Source organism: Gluconacetobacter johannae, from assembly GCF_014174305.1.
GTDB lineage: Bacteria > Pseudomonadota > Alphaproteobacteria > Acetobacterales > Acetobacteraceae > Gluconacetobacter > Gluconacetobacter johannae.
The window spans coordinates 46694-65146 of the sequence record NZ_JABEQH010000022.1; the positions used below are offsets into that span (position 1 = coordinate 46694).

8 protein-coding genes are annotated in these 18453 nt (G+C 65.6%); 4 read left to right on the top strand and 4 right to left on the bottom strand.

Annotated elements, in window-relative coordinates; translation table 11 throughout:
- The first annotated feature begins 94 nt into the window (after positions 1–94).
- A complete protein-coding gene (locus tag HLH21_RS14700) occupies positions 95–7183 on the top strand; it encodes a type I polyketide synthase (protein WP_182944505.1) in 7089 nt (2362 codons plus the stop codon).
- Positions 7184–7360: 177 nt separating this feature from the next.
- A complete protein-coding gene (locus HLH21_RS14705) occupies positions 7361–8647 on the top strand; it encodes an aminotransferase class I/II-fold pyridoxal phosphate-dependent enzyme (protein WP_182944506.1) in 1287 nt (428 codons plus the stop codon).
- On the opposite strand, the gene HLH21_RS14710 is transcribed toward HLH21_RS14705, so the two are convergent.
- From HLH21_RS14710 to HLH21_RS14725, 4 genes are all read right to left on the bottom strand, one after another.
- Positions 8590–9813, bottom strand: coding sequence for a capsule biosynthesis protein (locus HLH21_RS14710; RefSeq protein ID WP_182944507.1), 1224 nt, complete (start codon positions 9811–9813; stop codon positions 8590–8592). The two genes, HLH21_RS14705 and HLH21_RS14710, sit on opposite strands and share 58 nt — an antisense overlap.
- Positions 9807–11072 carry a glycosyltransferase family 4 protein gene (locus HLH21_RS14715; protein ID WP_182944508.1) on the bottom strand — a complete coding sequence of 422 codons (1266 nt, stop codon included), beginning with the start codon at positions 11070–11072 and terminating at the stop codon, positions 9807–9809. Before HLH21_RS14715 ends, HLH21_RS14710 begins: the two co-directional genes overlap by 7 nt.
- Positions 11069–12565, bottom strand: coding sequence for a capsular polysaccharide export protein, LipB/KpsS family (locus HLH21_RS14720; RefSeq protein ID WP_246379823.1), 1497 nt, complete (start codon positions 12563–12565; stop codon positions 11069–11071). Before HLH21_RS14720 ends, HLH21_RS14715 begins: the two co-directional genes overlap by 4 nt.
- Before the next feature lie 525 nt (positions 12566–13090).
- Entirely contained in the window at positions 13091–14263 is a 1173-nt protein-coding gene (locus HLH21_RS14725) for a glycosyltransferase family 4 protein (RefSeq protein WP_182944510.1), read from the bottom strand.
- Between the two features lie 398 nt (positions 14264–14661).
- On the opposite strand from HLH21_RS14725, the gene HLH21_RS14730 reads away from it, so the two are divergent.
- Positions 14662–16128, top strand: coding sequence for an LTA synthase family protein (locus HLH21_RS14730; protein WP_264812015.1), 1467 nt, complete (start codon positions 14662–14664; stop codon positions 16126–16128).
- Between the two features lie 249 nt (positions 16129–16377).
- Positions 16378–17814, top strand: coding sequence for a mannose-1-phosphate guanylyltransferase/mannose-6-phosphate isomerase (locus tag HLH21_RS14735; protein WP_182944512.1), 1437 nt, complete (start codon positions 16378–16380; stop codon positions 17812–17814).
- The last annotated feature ends 639 nt before the right edge of the window (positions 17815–18453 follow it).

Genomic DNA, 18453 nt, shown 5'->3' on the forward strand with positions numbered 1-18453 from the left:
CGTTTAACCGCCTTTCAATCCCGCCAGACCTTTTCGCCCCGTCTTGATCGCGTTACATCTTGTGCCATCACCGCATCTGGAAACACATCCCTTCATGCTGAACCGTTCCACGTCTGGGTACAGTGCCGACAATCCGGAAGAGCCAATCGCCATTATCGGCGCTTCCTGTCGACTGCCCGGCGCGACGGATCTTGCCGGTCTTTGGCAACTTCTGGACGAGGAACGCGAAAGCGTACGACCGATCCCCGAAAACCGCTTTCCGTTGCGGGATTTCTGGCACCCGCGTCGTGGCGAGCCCGGAAAGTTCTATGCGACGCACGCCGCGACCCTGGACAATGTCGAACTGTTCGACGCCGCCTTCTTCGGCATTTCGGCGCGCGAAGCCCGGCAGATCGACCCGCAGCAGCGCCTGCTGCTGGAACTGGCCTGGGAAGCGCTGGAGGACGCAGGGACGACACCCGACGCCATTGCGACGGCCGGCGTCTATATCGGTGCGTCGGGGCTGGAATATGCCAATCAGCGCCTGACCGACCCGTCGTCGTCGGACGCCTATTTCATGCCGGGCAACACGCTGAGCATTTTCGCCAATCGCATCTCCCATGCCCTTGGCCTGCGCGGGCCAAGCATGACGATCGACACGGCGTGCTCGTCGTCCCTGTTCGCCTTGCACACGGCGTGCGAGGATCTGCGTGCCGGGCGGACCGACATGGCCATGGTCGGCGGTGTCAGCATGCTGCTGTCGCCCTATCCATTCATCGGCTTCTGCGCGGCGGGAATGCTGTCGCCGACCGGCCGGTGCCATTCGTTCAGCGCCGACGCCGACGGCTATGTGCGTGGCGAGGGCGGCGTCATGCTGCTGCTCAAGCCCCTGTCGGCCGCCCGACGGGACGGGGACGATATCCGCGCGGTGATTCTCGGCACCGCGGTCAATGCCGACGGGCGCACACCAGGCCTGACCTTCCCCAGCGCCAAGGCCCAGACCGCCCTGCTGCGCGAGATCTATGACCGGGCCGGCATATCGCCCGAGCAGCTCGCCTTCGTCGAGGCGCACGGCACCGGCACCCCGGCCGGCGACCCCGTGGAAACGACGGCGCTGGGTACCGCCCTGGGCCAGCCCAGAAGCACGCCCCTGCCGATCGGTTCGGTGAAGACGAATGTCGGGCATCTCGAGCCGGCATCGGGACTGGTCAGCCTGCTGAAGGCGATGCTGGCCTTGCAGAAGCGGCGCCTGCCGGCCTCGCTGCATTGCGAAAACCCCAATCCCGCCATCCCGTTCGCGGCACTCAACCTGGATGTCGTGACGAAGGCCCGGCCGCTGGGCGAGGGTCCGCTGATCGCCGGCATCAACAATTTCGGCTTCGGCGGCGCCAACGCCCACGCGATCCTGGCCAGCGCCCCGATCGCACCGCCCCAGGTTCGGCCGCCCGCGCCCGTGTCCGACGACGGATTGCCGCTGCTGCTGTCCGCCCGGTCCGAAGCGGGATTACGCAGCCTGGCACGGATCTGGTCCACGACGCCCTGGACCGACGCCGATTTGCGCGGCATGGCGACCCGCCGTGCCCATCTGGCCTATCGCCTGGGCGTTCCCGCCGGGGATGCGGCGGACATGCGCGCGGCATTGGCCACCTGGGCGGACGCGCGCGCCCATCCCGATGTCGTGACCGGGCAGGCCCTTGCCCAGGGACGCACGGTCTTCGTCTTTTCCGGCAACGGCACGCAGTTTCCGGGAATGGGGAAGGATCTGCTGGACATCAGCCCGGCCTTCGCCGCCGGCCTCGCCGAGGCGGATGCGGCGCTGCGTCCGCATCTCGGCTGGTCGGTGCTGGAGGCGATGCGCTCGGGCGACTGGTCGGCCGAACCAGCGGACATCGCGCAACCCATGCTGTTCGCCTTCCAGATCGGCGTCCTGCGCGGCCTCGCCCACCAGGGCATGCGGGCGGACATCGCGATCGGCCACAGCGTCGGCGAAATCGCGGCGGCCTTCTATGCGGGGACGCTGGATCTGGCCGAGGCCGCGCGCATCGTCGTGCTACGCAGCCGTCATCAGGCGACGGCGCCCGGCGGCGGCATGGCCGCGCTGCATGGCGATGTCGACGCGGCGCGGCGCCTGATGGAACAGGCTGCCCCAGGCCTGGAAATCGCGGCCTACAACGCGCCGAACGCCCTGGCGGTCGCGGGGGATGTCGAGGCGCTCGACCTGCTTGAGGCCGCGAATACCGACACATCGCTGCAGATCCACCGGCTGAAGGTCGGCTATGCCTACCACAGCAGCAAGATGGACCCGATCGCCGCCCCGCTGATCCAGGATCTCGGCCCCATCGCCGCACGCCTGCCGGACCGGGCGCTGATCTCGACCGTGACGGGGCAGCCGGTCTCGACCCTGTTCGACACCGAATACTGGTGGCGCAATGTGCGCGCCCCTGTCCTGTTCGCCGAAGGCGTGCGCCAGGCGGCCGCCCAGGGGGGCGCCATCTTCATCGAGATCGGCCCCCGCCCGGTCCTGCAACATTATCTGCGCGACATCCTGCGGGACAGCGACGTGCAGTCCCGGGTCATGCCGGCGGTGCCGGCCAAGATCGCCACCGACCCCTTCCCCCGCGCCGCCCTGGCCTGCTTTGCTGCGGGCGGCGATATCCTGTCGGCGTCGTGTTTCATCGGCCCGGCCCAGGTCAGGGGCCTGCCCGGCGTCCAGTGGCAGCGCGAACGCCACTGGTTCGCCCCGACCGAGGACGCGGCCGTCGTCCTGTGGGACCAGCAGAATACCCATCCCCTTATGGGGGCGCGCGGCAAGACCGATCCGAACGAATGGATCGCGCATCTGGACAGCGCGGTGCAGCCCTGGCTTGCCGATCACATGGTCGGCGACACCATCGTGCTGGCCGCGGCCTGCATGATCGAATTCGCCTTCACCGCCGCACGGGCGGCGTGGCCGGCGGCGCAGGTGCTGGAACTGCGCGACTTCCAGATCATGCGTCCCGTCATCATCGACCCGGCGCACCTGCGTGAAATCCGGGTCCGGCTTGCGGCGGATGGCACGATCACCATCGACAGCCGTCCCAGGCTGGCCCAGGCGGTCTGGACCCGCCATGCGACCACGCGGGCCGGCGTGTCCCCCGTTTCCCCGGTGGCGCTGCCGCCCGCCACCACCGATTCCGTACTGGCGGGGGATGCGCTCTACGCGACGGCGCGCGCCGCCGGACTGGCCTACGGCCCGGCCTTCCAGCGTGTCGGCGCAACGGCCATGGCCACGGACCGGGTGGACGTGACGTTGACCGGCCAATCCCCCATCACCGGCCTGACGCTGGATCCGACCGCGCTGGACGGCACGTTCCAGGCGCTGGTCGGCCTGGCCGTCAATCATGCCGGGCCGCAGTCCGCCGAAGCGCCGCTGCCGCGAAAATTCGGGACCATCCGCCTGGACATGACGGCGGACGCGCCCGTGCGGGGACAGGCCGCCGTCACGACCTCCGGCCCTCGCGAAACCGAAGCCGACATCGTCATGCTGGATGCCGCCGGCCGCGCGGTGCTGTCGGCCACCGCCTGCTGGTTCACCCGCATGCCGGGCGAACGCCCCACCCCGGTTGCCGAACGCAGCTTCCATGAAATCTGGCTACCGTCGCCCATCGCGCCCGCGCCTTTGTCCGACGACTGCTTCCTTGCCCTGCGCCCCGCCCTGGAGACGCCGGCGGGCGATGCGGATGACAGGGATGCCGGTCTTCTGGCCCAGGCCTTCCTGGCCGCCTGCGCCGCCCCGGAGACGCCACCCGCCGAGGGTCCGGGCGACGCATCCGACCTCGCACGTATCTGGCAGACCCTGTTCCTCGACCTGCCGCAATGGCTGCCGGCGGCGCTCCTGCTGGCCTGGGTGGGAGAGCGCTGCGGTGTGGCGGGCGCGCCCCGCGCCGACGTAGCGGCGGGCGACGATACGTTCCCCGACGTCGCCTTCCGGCAACTGCTGTCCGGCCGCGCCGTCGAACTGGCCGCCGCGCAGATGGCCGACGCCATCGCGGCCTATACGCGCGACTGGCCGCAGGACCGCCCGGTGCGCGTGCTGGAACTGCATGCCGACCGGGGCACCCTGGCCCGCCAACTGGCCCCGCGCCTGACGGCACTGCCGACGCGCCTCGACTACACGGTCCTGGAGCCCAACCGCGAACGACAGGCCCGGCTGCGCCCGACATTGCTGGCCCACCGGCCTGGCATCGTCCTGGCCGAAACCGTTCCGGCCGGCGCGTACGATGTCCTGGTCGCCTACACGCCCGGCCTGCACGGCGTCGTGCCGGCGGCCATCCTGGCGCAGGCCGACCGGCTGGCCCCAGGCGGCCTGATCCTGGTGGCCGAGGCGGCCGAGGACAGCAGTTGGACCACGCTGCGCGGCCTGTCCACCGATCCGCTCACCACGATCGCCGCCTGGCGCGAACTGCCGCATCGCCTGCGCGCGGTGGCCGAGAGCACGCCCGGCCAGGCGCCGTTCCCGCTTGCCCTGCTGGCGGCGGTCGCGGCCGAGGCCGAAGACCCGTTGTCCACGCCCGACGCCCCGCCGACGCTGGCGCCGATGCGCCTGTCGTACGCGCCGCAGGACCAGATCGCGGACGATGATACCGCCCAGGCCGGAACCGCCGAAACCACCCTGGCCGCCCGGGCGATGCTGGCCCTGGCCCACGACGCCCGACAGGCGGCCGAGGCCGGCGAACGCCTGGCGGTGATTACCCGGGATGCCGGCCGCACCCCGCACGAGGCCGCGCGCGTGGCCCTCGCCCGGACAATCGCCAACGAATTTCCGTCCCTGCGCTGCCGCCGGATCGACCTGTCCTCCGCCATGACGGAAGCCGGGATCGAGGACGCCCTGCGCGCGGAAGGCGCGGCCACGGACGACGAACGCGAGGTGCGCTGGACACCCGACGGACGTCTGGTCCGCCGCCTGCGCGAGGGCCTGCCGGATCGCGCCGCCACCCCGGCGTCCGATCCTGTCCGGCTGATCCAGCCGGTTCCGGGGCCGCTGGACCGCCTGTGCTGGATGCCGCAGGCCCGGACCCAACCCGGACCGCGCGACGTCGTCATCGATGTCAGGGCCAGCGGGCTGAACTATCGCGACGTGCTGTCCGCCATCGGCATGCTGCCTGATGAATTGCTGCTGGACGGCTTTGCGGGCGCGACGCTGGGCATGGAATGCACCGGCATCGTCGAGGCCGTGGGGGCCGAGGTCATCGATCTCGCGCCCGGCGACCGCGTCATGGCGCTATCCGCCGCCGCCCATGCCAGCCGCGTGATGACCGACCGGCGCAGTGTCCTGCCCCTGCCGGACTGGCTGTCCTTTTCGGCAGGCGCCACGGTCCCGGTCGCCTATCTGACGGTGCTGTACGCGCTTGAAACCGTGGGGTCGCTACAGGCCGGCGAAACGGTCCTGATCCACGGGGCCGCGGGCGGCGTCGGCCTGGCCGCCATTCAATATGCCAGCCATGTCGGGGCGCGGGTCATCGCCACCGCGGGTTCTCCCGCCAAGCGCGCGGCATTGCGCCGGCTGGGGATCGAGACCGTGCTGGACAGCCGGTCGCTGCGGTTCGGCGCCGATGTTCTGGATGTCACGGGCGGACAGGGGGTGGATGCGGTCCTCAATGCCCTCAGTGGCGACGCCATGGAACGCAGCCTCGAACTGCTGCGGCCGTTTGGTCGCTTCCTGGAACTGGGCAAGCGCGACTTCCTGGCCAACACACGGGTCGGCATCGGCCCGCTGCGGCAGAACGTCAGCTATCATGCGATCGACGTCGACGCGCTGGTGCGGCATCGTCCGGAACTGGTCGGCGCCCTGACGCAGCGCCTGCACGCCCTGCTCGAGGAAGGCGCGCTCGGCCCGCTGCCGTATACCAGCTTTCCCGCCGCCGCCGCGACCGATGCGTTCGCCCTGATGCGGACATCGGCCCATGTGGGCAAGATCGTGCTGACGATGGGCCCGGTGCATGTGCCGCCCAGCCTGGATGTCCCGGCCGACCGGACCGTTCTGGTGACCGGCGGAACCGGCGGTTTCGGCGCGCGCGCCGCACTGTGGCTCGTGTCCCGGGGGGCGCGCCATCTGGTGCTGGTCAGCCGGCGCGGCCCCGCGGCCGACGGCGTGGCGGCCCTGCGCGCCACGCTGCTGGAGGCCGGCGCGCTGACCGTCGAAATCCGGGCCTGCGACGTCACCCACCCGACCGGGCTTGCCGCCCTGATCGATGACATCCGGGCCACCCTGCCGCCCCTCGGCGGTATCGTGCATGCCGCCGTCAGCGTGGCGGACGGGCTGGTCTCGACCCTGTCCGAGGAGCAGGTCACGGCCTCGGTCCAGGCCAAGCTGGGCGGCGCGCTGGCGCTGGACCGGCTGACGCGCGATGACCCGCTTTCGCTTTTCCTGGTCTTTTCGTCGGCCACGATCACCCTTGGCGCACCGGGCCAGGGCGCCTATGTCGCCGCCAATGCGGCGGTCGAGGCGCTGATCCAGCGGCGACGCGACGCGGGCCTGCCGGGCTGCGCCGTTCGCTGGGGGCCGATCGCCGACGCCGGCTTCCTGGAACGCAACGCCGCGGCGCGCGAGGCGCTGGATCGCCGGCTGGGCGCGCAATCCATGCGGTCCATGGCGGCGCTGGACGCCCTGCCCGATCTTCTGGTCTCGTCCGATCCCTGTCCCGTCCTGGCCGACATGGACTGGCAGGCTACCGGCAACATGCTGCCCATTCTGGACGAACCCCTGTTCGGCGCCGTGGCGCGCCGGCGCGACGAAGACAGCGACACCGGCGACCTGATGAGCCTGCTGGCCACGGCAACCGAGGAGCGGCGGCGGGAAATCGTCGCCGACGTGATCCTGGGCGAGTTGACCCGCATCATGCAGGCCGACCGCGAGGCCCTGCCCCTGGATCAGCCGCTGGCCGAACTGGGGATGGATTCGCTGACGGCGGTCGAGCTGGCGCTGGGACTGGAACGCCGGCTGGGCGTCTCGCTTCCCGGCTTCGCATGGCAGGAGATGACCGTCGGGCGCGTCGCACGCCAGGTCACCGCCCTGCTGGGCAATGGCGGACAGGACGCCACCGCGCCGGCCGAGGCCGTCCTGACCCGCCATCTGTCCGACGAGGAGCGGAAGGCCGTGTCCGCATCGCCCGAACCTGCCCCTCAGAACGAGGAAATCCTGATACCCATCGACGAAGGCAAATGACATAGCTGGCAGGACAGGTCGGGCTTTGCCCGAACCCACCAGGGCCTGAGGCCCTGGACCCCGATTATTGATAGACAGATCGGTTTCCAAAGGGCGGTGGCCTTTGGGCGGGTTTCAGGGCAGAGCCCTGAGCCGTGCCGCCGAAGAGACATTCATAACGCGGATTGGTATGACGACATGACGGGACCGAAATTCGGCCGACGCCTTGGCGAACGCATCAAGCTGCTGGCCAGCCTGTCGGGCGCGGCACCTGCCGAAACCAGCACACGCGGCTGGACGCTGCCCGGCGTGGAAGACATGGAAATCATGGCGCAGCGCGCGGCGGCGCTTGGCGTGGTTGATCCGTTCTTTCGCCAGCACGACGGGCTCGCCGGGGCCACGACCTCGATCAACGGCCGCAGCTATATCAATTTCTCGTCCTACGACTATCTGGGCCTGAATGGCGATCCCCGGGTCACCGCCCGGGTCGAGGACGCGCTCCGTCGATACGGCACGACGGTTTCGGCCAGCCGCATGGTATCGGGGGAGCGTCCCTTCCACCGGGAACTGGAAGGCGCGCTGGCCGAATGGCACGGCGCCGAGGATTGCGTCGTGATGGTGTCGGGCCATGCGACCAACGTGACGACGCTGGCGCAGCTCATGCGGCCGGGGGATCTGATCGTCCACGACGCACTGGCCCATAACAGCCTGATCCAGGGTGCCATCCTGTCGGGCGCCCGCCGCGTCGCCTTCGCCCATAACGACGTGGCCGCCGCCCGCGAGCAGTTATGGATGCATCGCAAGGCGCACAAGCGCGCGTTGCTGGTGCTGGAAGGCCATTACAGCATGGATGGCGACATCCCCGACCTCGCGGCCTTCGTCGCCCTGGCCCGGGAATTCGACTGCATGTCGCTGGTCGACGAAGCCCATTCGACCGGCGTGCTGGGCGCCAGCGGACGCGGCATTGCCGAACACGCCGGCATCGCGCCGGATTCGGTCGATCTCTGGATGGGGACCCTCAGCAAAAGCCTGATTTCCTGCGGCGGGTACATCGCCGGGCGCGCGGACGTCATCACCTACCTCAAGCGCACGGCCGCCGGATTCGTCTATTCCGTCGGGCTGCCGCCGACCGGCGCCGCCGCATCCCTCGCCGCACTGGACATCCTGCGCGAGGAGCCGTGGCGCATCGCCCGCCTGCGCGAAAATTCCGCCCATCTTCTGCGCCTTTTCCAGGATGCGGGGTTGGACACCGGCAGTTCCGCCGGCTACGGCATCGTGCCGCTGGTCACCGGCAGTTCCCTTGTTGCCGCCCGCCTCTCCCAGGCCGTGTTTGAACGCGGCGTCAATGTCCAGCCGATCATCCATCCCGCGGTGCCGGAACGGGCGGCGCGCCTGCGCTTCTTCGTCAGCGCATCGCACACACCCGATCAGATCGAGGCGACCGCCACGCTGCTCGGGCAGGAATTGCGGGCCTTGTCGGCATAGGCGGACAGAATCCGCCGAACCGACCCCTCCACCGCCAGCGCCCGCCCTTCGGGGGTGAAAAAATCACCCTCGACCAGTACCTCCTGGACCAGCATGCGACAGAACGCATCCAGCAGTTCGGCATCCGGCGCGCAGGCTTCGCGCCAGTACCGACCCAGCGGGCCAAGGAAGGTCAGTCCCTCGACCTCGTAGATGGCCTGCCCCAGAATCTTGACAGGCTTGTTCTGCCGCAAGGCCTGCAGCCCGACGGTGCTGTTCACCGTCACAACGCCGGCACACGCCTCCAGAACCGGTTCCAACGGCCCATCGGCCATGAAATAAACCCGGTCCGCGACACCCAGCGCGCGCGCGCGTCGGCGGATCAACCCCTCCCAATCGGTCAGGCGGGGGTCGAGCGGATGACGCCGCACGACCAGGGACAGCGTATCCGGGGCATGGGCGGCAAAAGAGGCAAGAATACGCTCCAGCGCCTGGCCCATGCTGTGGAACGGGGAATGGACCCGCAACTGGTAGTCCCCCTCCATCTGCATGGGCACCAGCATGAAGGGCCCGGTGGGCAGGACCGCGGCTTGCGGCTTCCGCACCAGACGCCCGGCCCAGTCGCGCAGCCAGCCCGCATATTCCACGAACGGATCAATGGCGGCATGAAACCGCGCGTGCGGGAAAAACGGGGTCAGGGCCAGACGCAGGGCGTGATAGGACACGTCGTAGACGGCGCGCCGCAGGAAATCCGCATGCGGATCGTACTGCCGGGCAGGCCATGGCGCCCGCCCGCGCGCCCGGATGACGGCGGGGTCGCGCGGCAATGCCGAAAATCCGTTGACGCCGTGCGGTTCCAGCGTGATCCAGCCGGGCCTCAGATACCCTTCCTCGAACACCCATATGCCGATATTCCGCGCACGGGCGATTTCGGTCGCCGCCCGATGGACCGGACGGCAATCGCCGAACAGAATGATCGCATCCGGTCGCTCGCGCACCACAATGTCCTCAAGGAACGCCGGCAACGCCTCCTGGCGTCCGTGAAACCGGATCGCGTCCGATGAAAAGACGAAGTCCCCGCCGTTGAAGGCGATGCGACGGACATGATGACCGGCGGCCTTGAAGGCCGAAGCCAATTCGGAAAAGAAGGGCGTGGCATTGCCTTGCAGCACCAGAAAACTCAGCAAACCGTCCCCGCTTCCATATCCATCAGGCGAACGGCGCCACCCGCACGCGCATCCCAAGAACCGGCATCCGCACGGCCCGCCCCGTCGATCATCGCCAGTCCGGCCGCCGCCTGCGTTGGCCAATCGGCGAATGTCGGTGGCGCCTCTCCAGCCCCCCGCGCATCCTGTTCGGCCAGCTCCAGGATTTTACGCTGCCAGGCCGGCCCATCCAGCGGGTCCAGATAGCCGGGCAGATCCCCCGCGATTTCGCGAAAGACCGGTAGATCGCTGCACAGACACGGGATGCCCATCGAGAGGGCCTCGAGCAGTGGAAGACCGAATCCTTCGGCGAACGAAGGGAACAGCAGGGCGCGGGCACCACGGACCAGATCCGCAACGACCACATCGGACAACGTCGCATGTTCATGCACGATGCCCTGAAGGGTGGGGCAGCGTTCCAGCATGTCGATTATATTTTCGTTTTCCCATCCGCGGCGTCCAATGACGACCAGATGCGGCAGCCGGGTGCGATCCCGCCCGGCCGCCATATGCCGCCAGATATTCAGTAGCAGCAGGTGATTCTTTCGCGGCTCGATCGTCCCCAGCACAACGAAATAAGGGGCATCCGGCGCCAGGCCGCTGACAGGCACCATGGTGGCCGGGCTGACATGGCACCCGTGATGCACCACGCCGATCGGCGGGCAGCGCCCGCCCGGCGCAAGATAGTGCCGCAGGGACTTCGCAACATCCTGCGACGGCACGATGACGGCGTCAGCCAACTGTCCCACCGTGTCCATACGTCGCCGGTGGCGGTCCGGCTCGGACGGGCGGGCGTATTCGGGATACTCGATCGGGATCAGGTCATGAACCATGACGGCCAGCCCGGCATTCGCCCGGCCCAGGAAGCCGGCGATCGCGTCCCGCTGCATCAGATGATGGTGCGACAGCAGCAGATACAGCCGGCGTTGCACATTATTGCCGACCGCCCCGATCGCCGCCGCCTGCAGCAGCACGCCAGCCATAAGCGACGCCCCGCGCCATGGCCGCCTCCCCTTCGTCCAGGCACGCGCCAGCATCCGCAGGAAACAGTCTGTCAGACGCCGCGGCAGGATGCCGATCCGCCCCAGAGGATGATAGGCTACGAAGGTGACCCGTGCGGGAAAACACCGCGACAGATACAGCGCATATTCCAGTTCGACGCGGTCGATGCCCGTCGGCACCGCGCTGCCGGCACGGGACAGCAGGCGGGAAATGTCCAGCAGGACAGGATGGGACGTCATGGGGCCAGACCGTCGCATGTCGTGGCGTCCACCTTCGGCGGTGACGCCAGGGCCGCACGGTGGCGCGCAACGGCCTTGCGCAGGGCGGTCTGCAAGGCCAGCGCCCGCATCCACCAGGTCGGTCGCCATGCATTGGCATCCTGCAGGCGGTCGATCAGGATTTCAGGGCTGCAGGGCAACCGCGTCACCGGATCGAGATAACGCGGAAACAGGATCAGGACCCCGGCGACAAGCTCCTCCAAGGACAGCCGCCGTGTCCGGCGCGCGGGAACATCCCCCAGATCGACCGTCAGCCCCCATCCCGCATAGAACGGGACGCCATAGGTCACGACCCGCCGTCCCCGCATCAACGCCTCGAACCCGGCAAGCGAGGTCAGGGTATGAACCTCGTCAATCTGGGCAATCGTATCGGTGATCGCCCCGCCCCGATCAATTCGATCGGCCAACCGCAAGACAACGGCGTCTTCCACATATCCCAACCTGTGGGTCGCCTCGACATCGGGATGTGGCCGGTACAGGATAAAGGCGTCCGGATTACCCGCCCGAACGGCCTGCAGCAGTTCCAGGTTCCCCGAAATCCGCCCTCCCCCTCGGCGCACCGACTGATCGTCCGCGACCTGTCCGGGCACCAGAATCGTCCGCCGTCCCGCAGCCTCCCATGGCGCATGGGAGGCGGATACGCGACCCGCGCCATATTTGGAAATCCCAAGCCGGACCAGCGCATCCATCAATTTTCCGGCGCGAGCGCGCAACGCGGCGTCGAACGGGGCCGTCGCCAGGATATGCTCCAGATCGCTCTCCTGCGCCGGGTCGTAATATACGCCTCGCGTATCGACGGTAATTGACGACGGCGGGGTCAATGCGCTGCCCAGGCCGATGGAACGAATGAAGCCGTCCTCTACCCGCCAGAGCGGAATCGCCGCCCGATTCGCCGCATCGTCCAGTCCCGGCGGCTGCCGGGTCGCCCATACCGCCACCGCGCCGCGCTGCCCGGCATCGATGCGCTGACGAAAGGGCGGATGACCGGGCGCCGTCGCCAGGAAATCGGCTATCCTGCGCCGCTTCCATCGCGACATCCCCAGACATGCGCCGATCTGGCGATTGGCCATGATCGTCCGCCGCCAGTCGGCCAGCAGCGTGATCGCGTCGGCGCACGCCATTGCCGTGCCGGTGAACGGATTAATGTAATCCGTTCGAACCGCGATGTCCGTCATGACGTCACGCACGCTCAACCCGCCTGGACGTACGCCCGAGGCATCCAGCGTCCTGACCGCAATACCGCGCAAAACAGCCAACCCGGCAAGATCGGTCGTCCCGGCGGCATAGACACAGGTCGCCTCGTCGAGAAGATGATGCGGGTCGCTCTCGGCCGCGACGACCGCAAGCCCATGCCGCCGGGCTTGGGCGGTCAGCCCACCCTGCCGCGGTCCGACGACGAGAACCACATCCTCCGCCGCATGCGCGGCCAGGACATCCCGCACGATCCAACGCATCAGGCGGGAACCGGGGCGCCATCCCAAACCGCAAACGACGACCGGCCGTCGCCCGGCAGGCCGGCCCCAGAAGCATCCGCCAACCCGCAGTTGCACGATGCGCGCGGCCAGGTCATCCAGTTCCGGGCCGGAAACAGTTTCACGATCCGGGGCGGTTGCGTCTCGCCTCAAGGCGAGGGTCGGCATGGTCCGATGAAAGGGCGGGGCACGTAACAAAGCAAGCGATGCGTCAAGTCGCCGAGGTTTTGCGCTGCCGACGTGTAGCACCCCCTCCTCTACCTGCATCGCTTGTCTCCCCGGGCATTCGCGATGCCATATCCCCTCGAAATCGCCTGAAAATACAGGCTGCATTCCATGCCCGAACGTCGTTTCGACGGCCGTCATCTTCCAAAGATATACCAGACTATCCAAAATCGACAACGAGACCCTGCATGAAAAAATGGGGCAACATGCCTGTATTCATTCATTTTCCAAATATAACTTTTGTCCCCACCACGTCGGAGCGGCACGCCAGCCCCCGCTCCTTTACAGTAACGAACGATAGAATCGGCCCAGTCGTTCGGCATAAGCGCCATAGGAAAACTGGGATGCCCGCTCCACTCCGTTTCGCTGCAAAGCCAATCGAAGAGAAGAAGTTGCATCCAGACCGTCCAATATCCGGATTCCTCTCGCGATATCGGTGATATCCATTGGATCGACCAGAATCGCGGCATCCGCCGTGGCGATTTCCTCGGTCGCCCCACCACGCGCTGTCAATACCGGTGTCCCCAGGGCCATCGCCTCGACAATCGGCAACCCGAACCCCTCGGCCAGCGAGGGAAAAAGCAAGGCATGTGCATCCTGGATCGCCCGGATCAGACTGGGCCGGTCGCACCAGGGCAGACGTATCACCGGGGCGTCGCCGACAAAGGGCGTGTAATCGGGCCTGTCATCCCCATCGGGTCCGATCAGGACCAGCGGTCGTCGCGTGCCGCTTCGGGCATGGGCGGCAACGAGGCGACAGATGTTCTTGCGGCTTTCGACCCGCCCGACATGCACGAAGTAGCCCGGCGGCGCGGGCGGCTGCGCCTCCCCCGCCTGACGCAATTCGTCGCTGGAAAACCCGACCGCCTGTGACAAGTTATGAATATGCGACAGCGGGATGCCGCATTGGGCGGCGATGTCGCGACGCGTCGTTTCGGAAATCGTCACCACCGCATCGGCCGAGCGGACCAGGCGGCGCATCAGGCGCCGATAGCGCACCGGTTCGATCCCGGTCAGGTCCGGATGCGTCAGGGGAACCACGTCATGGATTGTCACCACATTCCGCGCCCCCTTCACCCGTATGGGCAGAGGATAAGTCCAGTGCATGATATCGGGGGGCGACGGCACCGAAACGGTCGCCAAAGCGCCCCAGAGCTTGAACTTGACGTGCGCGATCCGAAAAATATCGGGGCAGACCACATAGGGCACTGATCCATCCCTGTGCACCGTCACGGGATAATCCCCCCGCATGGTCTGCAACATACGCACCATGCGCCGGCCCGGCGAATGCGGATGACCAACCGGCGCCCCCTGGAGGCTGTCGGTCAGATAGGTCGCAGGCATGCCCGCCTGCTCCAGACAGTCCGCGATCGCCTGGGTGTAGCGCGCCACACCGGTACCGCCGGCCCGTTTCGCATTGCGACCGTCCAGCCAGATTGCAGGCCCGTCAGACAAGGGAGCCCTCGTGCATATGGGTGAGGCAACAGGGAAATATAACATTTATTTTATAGAATCGCCGCAACGCCAAAATTCCCCCAGCCCGCACGGCCTTCGCAAAAAAAAACGCACCAACCCATCGAACGAAATCGGAAGGGACATGGTGCCCCGAAACAGGCAACACCTCGGCATGCTTTATAGGGCAACGCCATTCACCGGCATGGCAAAACATCCCCCTTCTGTGTATGGACTGCGCGCTATCAGACCTCTGACGACACTGTTCGGAGCTGCCGATTTCACCCCGACCGCCGGGATTCGACCTGGGCGTATGCCACGCGCCGAACAAGACACAAGGTGGTAGAATGCAGGCTTGGGCCATCGCCGTCGTATCGGTTCTCGGACTCCTGACGCTTTTCGTGCTTCGGACGACCGGGGGCAAGATCACCCGGCCGATCCTCAACGACATCCCCGACATCGCGATCGGGGGGACCTTGTGGCTCGCACTGTCATTGCTCACCCAGCGTCCGGCGTCCTCAGCGCTGCTGTGGGCGGTTCTCGCCGCCGGCCTGCTTCTGGCCGATCACACCAAGCGTCAGATTCTTCGCGAACCGGTCGTCTTTGCCGACGCCAGCGAACTCTTCCTGGTCTTCACCCATCCGCGCTTCTACCTGCCCTATGTGCATCCCGCCATCTTCTACGGCATCGGCGGCGCGCTGGTCCTGGCGACGGCATGGCTGTTTTCGGTCGAATCCCCGGCCATGCCGGGCAACCCCATCCTGTCACGCGTGGCGGGGGCACTACTGCTGCTGCTTCCCATTGCCGCCTATTTCTGGCGCCCGTCACTGAACCTCATGGCGAAAGTCCTGCGTAAGCTGGGGCCGAGCGGCGATCCCGTGCTGGACGCGGAAAAGCTGGGCATGCTCGGCAGCTTCGCCGCCCATACGGTCTGCTCGCGCCAGGAACGGCCGGAGCGCCAGGCCGCCTGCAGCTTTGGCATCGTGACCGTTCCACCGGACAAGCCCCCGGTGGTTCTGGTCCAGGCCGAATCGTTCTTCGACATCGGCCGGCTGGACCCGGCCCTGCCTTCGCCCCTGACGGAATATGCGGCGTGCCGGGATCGCGCCTGGCGGTATGGCCACCTCAACGTCGATTCCTGGGGGGCCAACACCACACGCAGCGAATTCGCGGTCATCAGCGGTGCATCCCCGGCCGACCTGGGACTGGATCGCTTCAACCCCTACCATTCCTTTGCCCGGGGGCCCATCGACACACTGGCCGCACGCCTGCGTCGGGCAGGGTACCTGACGGTCTGTGTCCATCCCTATGACCGTCGATTCTATAGCCGGCACAAGGTCATGCCCAACCTGGGGTTCGACCAGTTCATCGGCGGCGAGGCCTTCGGCGCCCGGCACGGCCAACTCGTCTCCGACGAAATATTGGGCGCATGGGTCAATGACTTCATCGCCCGTCAGACACAGCCCGTCTTCGTGTTCGCCATCACGGTCGCCAACCACGGCCCCTGGCCGACACAGGCCACGACCCCCGGCCCCTTCGCCTCCCAACTCGGCGGTTATCTGGACAGCCTGATGAGTACCGACCGGATGATCGGCCAACTCGCCTCCTCGCGCTGGCTGAACGACGACGGCGGCATATTCGCGCTCTACGGCGATCACCAGCCCAGCCTGCCGGCATTGACCCGCGGCGGATTCGATATCGATTCCTCGACCGATTATTTTATCCTGAACAATACATGCCCCGCAGGAAACCAACGCGACATTGACGTCCACATGCTTGGCCATAGTGTTGCGGACTGCTTGAAAGATCGATTTCTCCGATCGAGCAATGTTCGGGCTGCCCGTCCATTTTCCGGCGTCGGAAATTAAAGACCGGGATTCAGAAATTCCAATCCGGATTGAAGGCGAATGTTTTTAATTTTACATATTTATTGTTGATAAATTTTGTTTTTTTTGTGGAGCACATTTATCGATGCCCTATGAGAATATGATAAATTCATTTCTTGATTAAATTTAAAAAACCGCTCGGCACTGACACTCAATTGACTAATTTTTATATTCTCCAATATGAATTTCTTCATATATTTATGTCAAATATAAAACCATCCGGAAGTCTAAATGTCTCCTAATTCGTCCAGTTCACACATCATCCCTGTCATCTTGTCCGGCGGATCCGGTAGCCGGCTGTGGCCCGTATCACGCAGCAGCTTTCCCAAGCAATTCTGGCCTTTGCTCGGCGATCGTACACTGCTGCAAGACACCGCGCGTCGTGGAGCTGACCTGCAACTGGCGGCGCCGATCGTCGTCTGCAATCAAGAACATCGCTTCGTCATAGCAGAACAGCTGCGTGAAGTTGGCATCAATGACGCCCGCATCGTCCTGGAACCGGTCGGTCGCAACTCCGCGGCGGCGATCGCTGCCGCTGCCCTGCTGGTGGCTGAAACCGATCCGTCGGCAATCTTGTGGGTTATGGCAGCTGATGCGGCGATTTCTCGCCCCGAAAACCTGCCATCGGCCCTCTCAACTGCGGTGGCGGCGGCGAACAAGGGGTACATCGTTACGTTTGGGATGACCCCCAGCAAGGCTGAAACCGGCTACGGATACATTGAATTGGGTCAGGAATTTTCGGATCTTCCTGGGGTCTACGCGGTATCCTCCTTTGTCGAGAAGCCCAATCATGCGCGCGCCGCCGAAATGCGGGACAGCGGTCGTCATCTGTGGAATTCGGGCATGTTTGTCTTCGCTGCGAAGACAATGCTGGACGAGCTGAAACGCTACGAACCGACCATCTTGCAGGCAGTCGGACATGCCGTGGCAAACCGCACCGCCGATGCCGACTTCCAACGTCTGGACAGCGTGAGCTTTGCCACCAGTCCGGATATTTCCATCGACTATGCGATTGCCGAACGTACACAGCACGCGGCGGTTGTGCCCGCCGATTTCGGATGGTCGGACATCGGAAGCTGGGATGCCCTGTGGGAGCTGAGCCCCAAGGATGCAGATGGCAACGCCACCAAAGGCGACGTTTTCCTGGATCGAAGCCGCAACTGCTATGTTCGGTCGGACGGAATTGTAGCGGCCGTCGCCGGCATGGATGACGCCATTGTTGTCGTGACACAGGACGCCGTCCTGGTGGCACACCGCGACCGTGCCCAGGATGTAAAGCATCTGGTTGCACGCCTCAGCGAAGCCGGCCGTAAGGAGGCCGTCAGCCACAATCGCAACTATCGCCCATGGGGCTTTTACGAAAGCCTGATCCAGGGCAGCAGATTTCAGGTCAAACGCATTGTCGTCGAGGTTGGACAGAAACTCTCGCTCCAGAAGCATTTCCATCGCGCCGAACATTGGGTCGTCGTTGAAGGCACGGCGCTTGTTACTCGAGACGCGGAAAAAATCATGGTACGAGAGAACGAGAGCATTTACCTGCCGCTGGGTGCCGTCCATCGCCTCGAAAATCCAGGCCGTATCCCGCTGACCCTCATCGAAGTGCAGTCGGGCCCTTATTTGGGCGAGGATGATATTGTCCGAATCGAAGACGATTACAGCCGCAATTGATCAGGATTCATAAGCATTTGTTGATTGATTTATGGAATACATATGACCATTAACCATACCCCACTGTAATAAGAATTTTTACTGCGGCGTGCTATCTGTCCGATGGCGGCCACCTTGTGATGCCGCCCTGATCTCTTGAACTTAAGGACGACGTTAAGGTCGCACTTAAAATCAGGTATGCTGGAGGGAGATCATCACAGGGTGGAACGCCACCGTCGATGACGGTTCAGGGACAGGTTGCGGCTTCTGGCACGTTTCGAACGTGTCGAAGCTGCTGGAGCTTGCGCATGTCAGCGGACGCCGCGTCACCTGGTACAGAATGTGCCAGACTCCCGAATCCTGTACCGTCGGCAGGCATGTCGGACTATCGATCGTGACAGCCAAGAGGAATACCCCCGTGTCGTTGGCCGAAAACGGCAGAAATGCACCCGATGCACAGGACCAGAGAACGTACTGAGGTTGCCGACCAACTTCTGAACGACCGCGACGTCTGGCCATTACCGCTCTTGTCGAGCATGCTGCCACCACGGCTAATACCAAAGGACGTGGCCACTGACTCGTGTGTGAAGTGACGAATGGCTCGGGCTCTGATTCTCTTGATGGGGGAGGATCTGGCTGATGACGAGGGCGGTGAAGCTA

Coding starts and splice junctions, on each gene's coding strand:
- HLH21_RS14700 (WP_182944505.1), top strand. CDS start 95: ATGCTGAACCGTTCCACGTCTGGGTACAGTGCCGACAATCCGGAAGAG.
- HLH21_RS14705 (WP_182944506.1), top strand. CDS start 7,361: ATGACGGGACCGAAATTCGGCCGACGCCTTGGCGAACGCATCAAGCTG.
- HLH21_RS14715 (WP_182944508.1), bottom strand. CDS start 11,072: ATGACGTCCCATCCTGTCCTGCTGGACATTTCCCGCCTGCTGTCCCGT.
- HLH21_RS14720 (WP_246379823.1), bottom strand. CDS start 12,565: ATGCGTTGGATCGTGCGGGATGTCCTGGCCGCGCATGCGGCGGAGGAT.
- HLH21_RS14735 (WP_182944512.1), top strand. CDS start 16,378: ATGTCTCCTAATTCGTCCAGTTCACACATCATCCCTGTCATCTTGTCC.